This is a genomic window from Actinomadura bangladeshensis (assembly GCF_004348335.1).
GTDB lineage: Bacteria > Actinomycetota > Actinomycetes > Streptosporangiales > Streptosporangiaceae > Spirillospora > Spirillospora bangladeshensis.
In genome coordinates this window covers 1-11,544 of sequence record NZ_SMJW01000246.1, presented here as the reverse complement: position 1 = coordinate 11,544, position 11,544 = coordinate 1, and the positions used below count along the sequence as shown (strand labels likewise).

Below are 11,544 nucleotides of genomic sequence, written 5' to 3'. Positions count from 1 at the left end.
CGCCGGGGGCGGCCCGGGGGCCCGGAGCCCCGACGGGCACGGGGTTTGTCACCCGTCCAGCAACCGAACGGCGTTCTTGTCACATCGCGCGCAAAACCGCGCGGTCTCTCGTCCGATCGAACGGGAAGCCCTTGCCAGCCGGGACTGGCGAACTTATGTTCGCGGTGTCCCCGATCCCGCCCCGGATGTTGCTTCCCGCCCGGCGCAACCCATCCGGCGCTACCGTCCCCGGCAGCGGCGCCCGGGCATCCGGCCGGCCTGATGCGGAGGTTTGGTTTCACATGGTGCAGGCTTTGGAATTGTCCGGACACGAAACGAGTCAGACCGGCTTCCAGGATTTCCTCGACCTGCTGCGCGCGGAACTGGGCGACGTCACGCACGAGGTCGTCACCGAGATCAAACGCAACATCCCGGAGTACGACCGGCCCGACCCGACCTACGACCAGACCCTCCAGCTCTGCACCGACATCCTGCTGCCGACCTTCCTGGACTGGGTCACCGACCCGGCCTCCTGCATTGCGCAGCGCGACGAGACCTGCCGGACCCTCGGCCGCTTCGAGGCCTTAGAGGGCCGCAGCCTCGACCACCTGCAGGCCGCGGCCCGGATCGCCTTCCACGTCGCCTGGCGCCGGACGGCCGTCCTCGCCGAGCGCGAGCACGTCCCCACCTCCGTCGTGGCCACCGCCGTCGACGCCATGCTCGTCTACCTGGAGGAGGCCGTCGCCCAGGCGCGGCTCGGCTACCAGCAGGCCACCGGGCACGCCGACGTGCGGCGCCGCGAGGAGCGGCGCCGGCTGCTGCACCTGATCCTGCAGCGGCCCGCCGTCGTCCCCGAGGCGATCGAGGACCTCGCCAAGTCCGCCGGCTGGTGGCCGCTGCCCGCCGAGGCCACCCTCATCGCCATCGCGGCCGACGCGCCGTGCACGCGTTCGGCGCTGGACGCCGACGTCCTCGCCGACTTCGACTCGGCGGAGCCGTGCGTGCTCGTCCCGGGGCCGCTCACCGCGGACCGGCGGACCATGCTGCGCGCCGCCCTGTCCGACGCCGGCTGCGTGCTCGGCCTCACGCTGCCGCTGGAACGGGCCACCCACTCGCTGCGCTGGGCGCGCAGCGTCCTCGGCCTCGCCGAGGAGGGCATCATCCCGGACGGCTCGCTCATCCCCTGCCAGGACCACCTGATGACCATGTGGCTGCTGTCGGACCCACCGCTGATCGAGGAGCTCACCCGGCGGCACCTGGAGCCGCTGCGGGACGTCTCCGACGGCCAGCGCAAGCGCCTGGTGGAGACGCTCGCCGAGTCCGTCACCACCCGCGCGACCGCGGTCGACATCGGCGAGCGGCTCAAGATCCACCCGCAGACCGTCCGGTACCGGCTCCGCCAGCTGGAGGGCTACCTCGGCGACAGCCTGGAGGACGCCGACACCCGGTTCTCCCTCGATGCGACCCTGCGCGCCGCGAGCCTGTACCGCCGCCGCCGGCTCGGCCGCCGGAAGGCCTGACCCCGGCGGGGCGCACCTTCCACGAGGGGACCGGTGGGGTTCAGGTCACGCGCGACGGCATGGACCGTTATCCTGACGTTCTGGTTACCGGTTCCTTACGGGAAGTCGAAGGAGTCCATGCCGACGTCGACCTGGTTCCGCCTCAACGTCGCCAAGCGCGAACGCGTGCTCGAGGTCGCGATGCGCGAGTTCGGGGAGCACGGGTACTCGACGGGCAGCCTGAACACGATCGCGCGCGAGGCCGGGATCGCCAAGGGCTCGCTGTTCCAGTACTTCAGCGACAAGCTGGAGTTCTTCGCGTTCGTGGTCGACGAGGCGTCCCGCCGCGTCCGCGAGGAGATGGAGCGCCGGATCGAGCGCATCGACTTCGACCAGTCCTTCGACGAGTGGCTGTTCGACGTCCTTTGCGACTGGACCGAGTACATGGCCGACCACCCGCTGGAGCGCGGCGTCACCGCGGCGACGAACTTCGAGCTCGACAACGGCGTCCGGTCGGTGGTGCGCGACACCGCGAACCAGCACTACCTGCAGGTCATCCACCCGACGCTTGAGCTGTGGAAGGCGGAGGGCGCCATCCGCGAGGACGCCGACCTCGCCGTCCTCGCCACCTGGCTGATGACCCTGCTGCCGTTCCTGGCGCTCGCCCCGTACTACGACGGGCTCGACCCGATCCACGACCTGCGCGGCCGCGGCCCGGCCGAGCAGCGGCCCGTGATCCGGCAGCTCGTCGCGGGCTTCCGCCCCATGTTCGCGCCCGACAAGCAGAAGTAGAGCGCGTCAGTCCTCGATCTCGGCGACGAGGACGTCCATGTAGCGGGCCGCCCAGCGCACCGGCGCGGGCAGGCCGCCGGTCTCGGCGCCGGTCAGCACGTGCGGACCGGCGATGCGGTGGAGGCGGCCGAGCCGCTCCACGCCGCCGCGCCCCTCGGCGAGCAGGTTGCGGACCCAGTCGGTGTCGCGCCCGTACGGGAGCCCGACGATGAGCCGCCCGCCGCTGCGGAACGCGGTGACCGGCGTCCGGTACTCGCGGCCCGTCCTGCGGCCACGGTGGACGATCACGGCGAGCGGCGGCAGGTAGGGCGCGTACACGCCCTGGATCCGGTTGGTGACCACCTTGTTGAAGCTGGGGAGCCAGCTCGGCATCAGCGGCTTCGGCATGCCCTCATGACTAACACGTCCGGGGGCGCCGCGCGCGCGGCGCCCCCGGACGTTGCCGGGTCTACCTTCAGGCCCGGACGTGCTCAGTGGGTGATGATGTACTCGGCCGGGTCGGCCTTGCGGGAGCCGGCCCAGAACTCGAAGGTGTGGCCCGGCCACAGGGTGCGGTTGACGCCCTGGTCGTCCAGGTACCAGCTGCTGCAGCCGCCCTCGTTCCACACGGCGCGGCGCAGCCGCCTCTGCATGCGGTCGTTGAAGCGGCGCGACGCCTCCGGCTTCGGCTCGATCGCGTCGGCGCCCGCGTCCTGCAGGAGGCGCAGGCAGCTCAGCACGTGCCGGATCTGCACCTCGATCATGAAGACGACGGAGGTGTGGCCGAGGCCGGTGTTCGGGCCGAGCAGCATGAAGAAGTTCGGCATGCCGGGGACGGTGGTGCCGTGGTGCGCCTCGATGCCGTCCGCCCAGATCTCCTGGAGCTTGGTGCCGCCGCGGCCGGTGACGCGCAGCTCGTTGAGGGCGTCGGTCACCTTGAAGCCGGTGCCGTAGATGATGCAGTCGACCTCGTACTCGCGGCCGTCGGCCGTGACGATCGAGTTCTCCCGGACCTCGGCGACCGCGGACGTCTCCAGGTGCACGTTCGGGCGGGTCAGCGCCGGATAGTAGTCGTTGGACAGCAGGATCCGCTTGCAGCCGATCGTGTAGTCGGGCGTCACCTTCGCGCGCAGCCCGGGGTCGGCGATCTGCTTGTGGATGTGCCGGCGGGCGATCTTCTCCTGCGGGGTCGACAGCCGCGGGTCGATGGTGAAGCCGACGGCGCGGGCCTCCAGCGCCCAGTAGATGCCGTTGCGGAACGCGCGGGCGGCGCCCGGCACCCGCGCGAACGCCGTGCGCACCGGGGCCGGGATCGGCAGGTCGGGCTTCGGCTGGATCCACGGCGCCGTCCGCTGGAAGACGACGAGGTCGGCGGCCTGCTTGGCGACCTGCGGGACGAACTGGATCGCGGACGCGCCCGTCCCGATGACGGCGACGCGCTTGCCCGCGAGGTCGTAGGAGTGGTCCCACTCGGCGGAGTGGAACGCGGTGCCCTGGAACCGCTCCATGCCCGGCAGGTCCGGGAAGGACGGGACGTGCAGGGCGCCGATGCCGGACACGATGGCCTTCGGGGTGAGGACGCTGCCGTCCGCGAGCGCCACGTTCCAGCGCCTGGCGTCGTCGTCGTACTCCATGGACTCGACCCGCGCGCCGAAGCGGATGTGCTCGCGCACCCGGTACTTGTCGGCCGTCCGCTCCATGTAGGCGCGGATTTCCGGCTGCGGCGCGAACATCCGCGTCCAGCCGGGGTTCAGCTCGAACGAGAACGAGTACATGTGCGAGGGGACGTCGCAGGCGCACCCGGGATAGGTGTTGTCGTGCCACGTCCCGCCGAGCGCCTCGCTCTTCTCCAGCACGACGAAGTCGTGGAAGCCGTTCTGCTTGAGCCTGATCGCCATGCCGAGGCCGGCGAAGCCGGAACCGATGATGACGATCGCCGGGGCACGCTCGCTCATAACCCATCCTCTCGCGTAACCTACTTGGGGTAAGTTACCTGGAGTAGGTTACTGACGGTAGGTCCAACAGAGAGGTTTCCCCTGTGAGTGCCGCCACACCGCACCCTCCACGCCGCAAGCGGATGTCCCGGGCGGCGCGCGAGCAGCAGATGCTGGACGTGGCGGAGGCGGTGTTCGGCGAGCGCGGCTACCAGGCCACCTCGATGGACGAGATCGCCGAGCGCTGCGGGGTCTCCAAGCCGATGCTCTACGAATACTTCGGCTCCAAGGACGGCCTGCTCGTGGCGTGCGTGAGCCGGTCCAAGGCGGAACTGCTCGACGTGACGCAGAAGGCCATGGCGGGCGCCACCGACCCCGACGACATCCTCTGGCGCGGCATGGTCGCCTACTTCTCCTTCATCGACTCCCACGGCGACTCGTTCTCGATGCTGCTGCGCGAGCCGACGGCCGCGTCCCCGGAGACCGCCGAGGCCGTCGAGGCGACCCGGCGGCAGCAGAGCGCGCTGATCGCGGGGGTGCTGGCGACGTTCGCGCCGTCCGCGCCCGCCGCCGCGATCGAGGCGTACACGCAGATCATCATGGGGGCGAGCGAGCGGATGGCGCTGTGGCTGACCAGCCGTCCGGACGTGTCGGCCGAGGACGCGGCCCGGCACATGACCGACTTCTGCCGGCGCGGCCTCAGCCCCTACCTCAGTCCGGCTCCGCCGCCGATCGGCGAGGAAGCGCCTCCAGAGCTGAGATGAGCAGGTCGAGGCCGAACTCGAAGTCGCTCTCGGGGTCGTGCGCGGCCAGCTCGGGGCCGTAGGCGATGACGTGCCGGAACTCGCCCGGGTCGAGGTGGTTCCACGACTCGACGCCGGTCTCCTCCAGGTGCCCGAGCATCTGCTCCATGCCGGCCTCGCGCATCTGGGCGCCGATCGCGTAGGCGAGCAGCGCGCGCATGATGCGGACGGCCGTCGCCGCGTCGAACCCGGCGGCGTCCGCCAGCGCGAGCGCCCGCTCCATCGGCCGCAGGCCCGCGGCGGTATCGACCTTGTGGGTGAGGACGATCGTCATGCAGCGCGGGTAGTCGTGCGCGACCTTGCGGAACGCGCGGACGAGGGCGCGCGCGCCCTCCTGCCACGACTGGGCGGGGTCGTCGTCCAGCTCCAGGCCCGCGACGACCCGGTCGGCGACGCCCTCCAGCAGCGCGGTCTTGTTCGGGACGTGGTTGTAGAGCGACATCACGGCGACGTCCAGCTCGGCCGCGACGCGGCGCATCGACAGCGCCTCGGCGCTCTCCCGCTCGATCAGCGCGACCGCGGCCTGCACGATGCGGTCCCGGGTCAGCGCCGGACGCGGGGTGTCGGCCGGACGCGGTGTGTCGGAGGCCACCCGTCGCTCCTCTCTGCGTCGTTGACACCGGTAAGTGTCCCATGACACCGTACGTACATCGTACGTGAGACGTACAGCGTACGTTCGCGCTTCGGGGAGGAGTGCCCATGTCGACCCACGACCTCTACACCGACCCCGTCCCGTCCGACCAGTGGACCGTGCCGATGGCCGGCGACACCCGGTTCACCTGGGAGTACGACGACGGCCGCGACCGGCTCCTCGCCCTGTACCAGAAGGGCAAGGACAAGCAGTGGGACTCCGTCAAGCGCATCGACTGGAACCTCGAGGTCGACCCGCACGACGTCCTCGGCGTCCCCGACCAGTCCCTCGCCATCTACGGGACGAAGTACTGGGACATGCTGTCGGACAAGGAGCGCGGCGAACTGCGGCGGCACTCCACGTCCTGGCAGTTCTCCCAGTTCATGCACGGCGAGCAGGGCGCCATGGTCACCGCCGCGCGGATCGTGGAGTCGGTGCCCGACCTCGACTCCAAGTTCTACTCCGCCACCCAGACGATGGACGAGGCGCGGCACGTCGAGCTGTTCACCCGGTTCCTGCACGAGAAGGTCGGGATGGTCTACCCGATCAACACCAAGCTGCAGGACCTGCTGGACGAGACCCTCACCGACTCCCGCTGGGACATGCCCTACCTCGGCATGCAGGTGCTCATCGAGGGCCTCGCGCTCGCCGCGTTCGGCGTCATCCGCGACATCACGACCAAGCCGCTGCCGAAGCAGATCCTCGCCTACGTCATGCAGGACGAGGCCCGGCACGTCGCGTTCGGCCGCCTCGCGCTGCGCGACTACTACAAGCAGCTGTCGCCGGCCGAGCTCCGCGAGCGCGAGGACTTCGTCATCGAGGGCTGCTACCTGATGCGCGACCGCATCCGCGGCCGGGAGATCTGGACCAACTTCGGCATCGACCCGAAGGAGGTCGACGAGATGGTCGAGAACTCCCCGTACATGCGGATGTTCCAGAGCCTGCTGTTCAGCCGGATCGTCCCGTGCGTGAAGGACATCGGGCTGTGGAGCGAGCGGATCCAGCAGGTCTACGACGACATGGGCGTCCTCGACATGTCCAAGGCCGACCTTGAGGCGCTCATGAACCAGGACGAGGAGATCGCCGAGAAGCTCGACACCGAGCGGTTCGCCGCCGAGGAGGCCGCCCGCAAGGCCGAGGTGGACGCGGTCATCGCCGACGCCGCCGGGGGCTGACTGAGTACGTTTGGATCACTCGGTCCTCGATCACTCGGTCCGCACACCTCGGAGGTCTGGATGCCACTCGCGCATTTCGATGGAGCGCTCGCCGTCGTCACCGGAGCCGGCAGCGGGATCGGCCGCGCCATCACGCTCGCGCTGGCCGAGAGCGGGGCGAGCGTCATCGCGGCCGACATCGACCTGCCCGCCGCCGAGCGCACCGTCGCCCGCGCCAAGTCGATCGGCACCGGCGGCACCGCGTACCGGGTGGACGTGTCCGACGCCGCCGCGATGGAGGCGTTCGCCGCCGAGGTGAAGGAGGCGCACCGCGTCCCCGACATCGTCGTCAACAACGCCGGGATCGCGGTCGCCGGCTCCTTCCTCGACACCGGGCTGGACGACTGGCACCGGGTCGTCGACGTGAACCTGTGGGGCGTCATCCACGGCTCGCGCCTGTTCGGCAAGCAGATGCGCGACCGCGTCCAGGCCCTCCCCAACAAGCCCGACAAGCCGAACTTCGGCGGCCACATCGTCAACATCTCCTCCGCGTCGGCGTTCGCGCCGTGGCGGGTGATGCCCGCGTACTGCACGACGAAGGCCGCCGTCCTGATGCTGAGCGAGTGCCTGCGCGCCGAACTGGCCGGCTCCCGCATCGGCGTCACCGCCGTCTGCCCCGGTTTCGTCAGCACCGACCTGGTCAGGAACGGCAGTTTCGCCGACGGGGGCACCGGGTCCCCGGAGAAGCTGAAGCAGCGCGGCCAGAAGGCCATCCAGCTCCGCAACTACCCGCCGGAGAAGGTCGCCGAGCGGGTCGTCGACGCCATCATCAAGAACAAGGCCGTGGTCCCGGTCAACTTCGAGGGCCACCTGCTGCGCGCGCTGTCCCGCGTGTCCCCCGCCACCGTCCGCCTCCTGGCCAGAATCCCCGCCCCCCAGGGCTGACGCCCGCGCCGGGCGCGGCCCCCGACACTCTCCGAGGTGAAGGATCGATGCCCCCCGATGTGCTGCTCGGCGACGGCCGTCCGCGTACCTGGACGGCGCGGATCAGGTGCAGGGACGGCGACCACACGCTGGAGCTGACGCATCGGGAGGTGGTGGCCGAGCGGCTGCTGCGGACGTCCCGCAGGCACTCGTTCGACCCGGACGTGGACGTCGACTGGGACGCGCCGCAGGACCCGGACGCGTTCTACATGCCGCCGCAGCTCGTGTCGGTCTACGAGACGCCGCTGTGGGACGCGCTGACGCACCGGCAGCGGGTCGAGCTGACCAAGCGGGAGATGTGCAGCATCGCCTCGTTCGGCATCTGGTCGGAGATGCTGCTCATGCAGTCGCTGGTCATGCACGCCTACCGGCACCGCTACGACAGCGACCACGTGGCGTACGCGCTGACCGAGATCGCCGACGAGTGCCGGCACTCGAAGATGTTCGGCCGGATGGTGCGGACGTGCGGGCTGCGCACGCACCGGCCGCGCGCGCTGGAGTACCACTTCGCGAAGCTGTTCGGGGCCGTCTACGACCCGATGCCGATGTTCGCGGGCACGCTCGTCGTCGAGGAGTTCACCGACGCGTTCCAGCGGCTGACGTTCCCGGACGAGGGCGTGCAGCCGATGATCCGGCAGGTCACCCGGATCCACGTGATCGAGGAGGCGCGGCACATCAAGTACGCGCGCGAGGAGCTGAAGCGGCTCGTCGCGACCGCCCCGGCGTTGCAGCGGCGGGCGGCGGCCTACGGCATGGCGCAGGCGACGCGGCTGATGGCGACGCAGGTGATCCACCCGTCCTGCTACACGGCGGTGGGGCTCGACCCGAAGCTCGCGCGGCGGGTCGCGGCGCGCAGCCCGCACCGGCGGGCGACGATGGCGTGGGCGTTCCGCAAGTGCACCGCGTTCTTCGACGAGGTCGGCTTCCTGGACGGGCGGGCCCGTGACGTGTGGATCCGCTCGGGTCTACTGGAGTCATAACAGGTTCTAGTCGTCGGCCGTTTATCTCGATGTCGAAAGGCTTTTTAGAAAGCAGTTCGGTAATGCGCGCATTGGTCCGGTCGACGGCACGCAAAGGGCCGCGGAGCGGGGGTCCACTCCGCGGCCCGTCGGGGGTACATGTGCGCCTGCCTGGGACTATCTCACCCAGGACACTCCAACCGATTGCACGGTCACGACGTCGCCTCCTCCTCCCAGGCGTTGCCAGTACGCCGATCGATTGCCTGGCGCGGGGGCACGATCGGCATACCGCCTCCCCTTGACCGAATCACCTTAGAAGGTGCTGACAGCAAATATGCCATGATCGGCCGAATGAGGTCAGAAATCATTTAGCGCGCTGAGGACTTCGCGCGCGGCGGCGGTCGCCGTGGCGAGGATCGCCCGCTCCCGCTCCGCCCCCCGCGCCCTCGCCGGCGCCTGCTCGCTGTAGCTGACCGTGAAGACCGCGTTGCGGACCCGGGCCGTGACCTGCCCGACCACGGTCGGCTGCCCCTCGTCCGCCTTGAACCAGCGGTACGCCTCGTCCCCGACGCCGCCCGCGCGCTCCAGCGCGATCGTCCGGACGAGCGGCGCGTCGTGCGCCTGCGCCCACTGCGCGTCGTAGTAGCTCTCGGCGTCCCGCACCGGCGTCGCGGTGTAGGCGGGCGCGTACAGCCGCGCCTCCACCCGCAGCCAGCGGAACGCCGACCCCGTCGAGGAGTACGTGCACGTGATGAGCGTCGAGTTCGCGCTCTGCCGCTTCGTCGCCTTCGGGACCGCCTTCGCCACGGTGCCCTCCGACACCGTCCCGCACGGCGGCGGCAGCGCCGTGACGATCCGCTGCGCGGGCTCGGACGCCCTCGGCGCGGTGTGCCGGGGCTCCACGGAGGCCCGGTCGGCGCCCCCGCCCCTGCCCGGCGCCACCAGGAACACCGCGACCGCGGCCGCGGCGAACGCGGCCGCCGCCACGGCCAGCGCGACCAGCCGCCTCGGCCGGCGTCCCGGAGACGGCGGCTCCGGCCCGGCGTACGGCCGGTGGAACGGTTCGACCGGACGCTGCAGCCCCACGTCCCGCTCCTCACTCCCCCATCGCGTCATGACCCGCCTCCCGTCAACGTAGTCAGGCGCGCCGCCCCTGACCAGGCCCCCTGACGGTGCCGATTGTCAGACCCCGGGGTCACACTGGGAGGGTGCTGATCGCTGACATCGCGCGGACGTCGGGGGCGGTGGCGGGCACCTCGGGCCGGAAGGCCAAGGTAAGCGCGCTCGCGGAGTGCCTGCGCCGCGCCGACGCCGACGAGGCCGCCACCGTGGTCGCCTACCTGTCGGGTGAGCTGCCGCAACGCCAGATCGGGGTGGGGTACGCCGCGCTGCGGGACGTCCCGCCGCCCGCGGCCGGGCCGTCCCTGACCGTCCCGGAGGTCGACGCGGCGTTCACCGAGATCGGCGCCGTGTCCGGGCCCGGCTCGGTGGCCCGCCGCCGCGAGCTCGTCGCCGGTGTCATGGCCCGCGCCACCCGTCCCGAGCAGGACTTCCTCATCAGGCTCCTGGCGGGCGAACTGCGCCAGGGCGCGCTGGACGGCGTGATGGCCGAGGCGATCGCCGCCGCCGCCGAGGTGAAGCCCGCCGAGGTGCGCCGGGCGTTCATGCTCCGCGGCTCGCTGGGGCCGGTCGCCACGGCGGCCCTCGCCGACGGCGTCGCCGGCCTGCGCGCCTTCACCCTGGAGGTCGGCCGCCCGATCAAGCCGATGCTGGCCGCGTCGGCGCCGTCCACGGACGACGCGTTCGCCAAGCTCAAGGCGGAGGCCGCCGTCGAGTGGAAGCTCGACGGCATCCGCGCCCAGGTGCACGTCTCGGGCGATGAGGTGCGCGTCTTCACCCGCACCCTCGACGAGATCACCTCCCGCCTCCCGGAGGTGGTGGAGGCCGTCCGGCGGCTGCCCGTCGGCGAGGCCGTCTTCGACGGCGAACTCATCGCCCTGCGTCCGGACGGCCGTCCCCACCCCTTCCAGGTGACCGCCGCCCGCACCGCGACGCGCACGGCGAAGAACACCGAACCGGTGCCGCTGAGCGTCTTCCTGTTCGACGTCCTGTACCTGGACGGTGCCGATCTGCTCGATGCGCCGGGGGCGGAGCGGAACGCGGCGCTGGCGCGGGTCGTGCCGGAGGAGCTGTGCATGCCCCGGGTGGTCACGGGCGATCCCGTGCACGCCAAGGAGGTGTTCGACGAGGCCGTCGCGCGGGGGCATGAAGGCGTCGTGATCAAGTCGCTCGACACGCCCTACACGGCCGGGCGGCGCGGCGCGGGGTGGATCAAGGTGAAGCCGCGGCACACGCTCGACCTCGTCGTGCTCGCCGTGGAGTGGGGGCACGGGCGGCGGCGCGGGCTGCTGTCCAACCTGCACCTCGGCGCGCGCGATCCCGAGACGGGCGGGTTCGTGATGCTCGGCAAGACGTTCAAGGGCCTCACCGACGAACTGCTCGCCTGGCAGACCGAGAGGCTCCGAGCGCTGTCAGTCCGCGAGGACGACTGGACGGTCCACGTCCGGCCCGAACTCGTCGTGGAGATCGCGTTCGACGGCGTCCAGCACAGCCCCCGCTACCCCGGCGGCATCGCCCTGCGGTTCGCCCGCGTGCTCCGCTACCGCCCCGACAAGTCCGCGAGTGAAGCCGACACGATCGACACCGTCCGCGCCGTCGCCCCCGTCATGGACTAGAACGACGCCTCCCTACGGAGGGTCTTCGGTCGTGGCCTGGGGCTTTTCGCCGAGGGGAGCCGGTTCGGCGGGGTTCGGGGGTGAGAGGCGCCCGG

General features: G+C 71.1%; 11 protein-coding genes. 7 read left to right on the top strand and 4 right to left on the bottom strand.

Annotation, left to right across the window (positions count from 1 at the left end):
* The first annotated feature begins 299 nt into the window (after positions 1-299).
* Both E1284_RS32685 and E1284_RS32680 read left to right on the top strand, forming a co-directional pair.
* Positions 300-1,499, top strand: a complete 1,200-nt coding sequence (locus tag E1284_RS32685; protein WP_131944023.1) for a PucR-like N-terminal domain-containing protein — start codon at positions 300-302, stop codon at positions 1,497-1,499.
* Between the two features lie 117 nt (positions 1,500-1,616).
* Positions 1,617-2,270, top strand: coding sequence for a TetR/AcrR family transcriptional regulator (locus E1284_RS32680; RefSeq protein ID WP_131944022.1), 654 nt, complete (start codon positions 1,617-1,619; stop codon positions 2,268-2,270).
* 6 nt (positions 2,271-2,276) lie between these two features.
* On the opposite strand, the gene E1284_RS32675 is transcribed toward E1284_RS32680, so the two are convergent.
* On the bottom strand, positions 2,277-2,657 hold the full coding sequence (locus E1284_RS32675; RefSeq protein WP_131944021.1) for a nitroreductase family deazaflavin-dependent oxidoreductase: 381 nt from the start codon (positions 2,655-2,657) through the stop codon (positions 2,277-2,279).
* 83 nt (positions 2,658-2,740) lie between these two features.
* Positions 2,741-4,204, bottom strand: coding sequence for a flavin-containing monooxygenase (locus E1284_RS32670; RefSeq protein WP_131944020.1), 1,464 nt, complete (start codon positions 4,202-4,204; stop codon positions 2,741-2,743).
* 83 nt (positions 4,205-4,287) lie between these two features.
* On the opposite strand from E1284_RS32670, the gene E1284_RS32665 reads away from it, so the two are divergent.
* Entirely contained in the window at positions 4,288-4,947 is a 660-nt protein-coding gene (locus E1284_RS32665) for a TetR/AcrR family transcriptional regulator (protein ID WP_243714886.1), read from the top strand.
* Here the strand turns inward: E1284_RS32665 and E1284_RS32660 are convergent.
* Positions 4,895-5,578, bottom strand: a complete 684-nt coding sequence (locus tag E1284_RS32660; protein WP_243714885.1) for a TetR/AcrR family transcriptional regulator — start codon at positions 5,576-5,578, stop codon at positions 4,895-4,897. The genes E1284_RS32665 and E1284_RS32660 overlap by 53 nt on opposite strands.
* A gap of 107 nt (positions 5,579-5,685) precedes the next feature.
* Between E1284_RS32660 and E1284_RS32655 the strand changes: the two genes are divergently transcribed.
* Genes E1284_RS32655 through E1284_RS32645 form a run of 3 tightly spaced genes read left to right on the top strand, consistent with a single transcriptional unit; the run spans position 5,686 to position 8,735 of the window.
* Complete coding sequence (locus E1284_RS32655; protein WP_131944019.1) at positions 5,686-6,792, top strand: ferritin-like domain-containing protein; 1,107 nt, start codon at positions 5,686-5,688, stop codon at positions 6,790-6,792.
* Positions 6,793-6,852: 60 nt separating this feature from the next.
* A complete protein-coding gene (locus E1284_RS32650; RefSeq protein WP_131944018.1) occupies positions 6,853-7,716 on the top strand; it encodes an SDR family NAD(P)-dependent oxidoreductase in 864 nt (287 codons plus the stop codon).
* Between the two features lie 47 nt (positions 7,717-7,763).
* Positions 7,764-8,735: an AurF N-oxygenase family protein gene (locus tag E1284_RS32645; protein WP_131944017.1), complete on the top strand. Its 972-nt coding sequence runs from the start codon at positions 7,764-7,766 to the stop codon at positions 8,733-8,735.
* Positions 8,736-9,071: 336 nt separating this feature from the next.
* On the opposite strand, the gene E1284_RS32640 is transcribed toward E1284_RS32645, so the two are convergent.
* Positions 9,072-9,830, bottom strand: coding sequence for a hypothetical protein (locus E1284_RS32640; protein WP_165965512.1), 759 nt, complete (start codon positions 9,828-9,830; stop codon positions 9,072-9,074).
* 92 nt (positions 9,831-9,922) lie between these two features.
* Here E1284_RS32640 and E1284_RS32635 point away from each other — a divergent pair, with 92 nt between their 5' ends.
* On the top strand, positions 9,923-11,449 hold the full coding sequence (locus E1284_RS32635; RefSeq protein WP_131944015.1) for an ATP-dependent DNA ligase: 1,527 nt from the start codon (positions 9,923-9,925) through the stop codon (positions 11,447-11,449).
* The last annotated feature ends 95 nt before the right edge of the window (positions 11,450-11,544 follow it).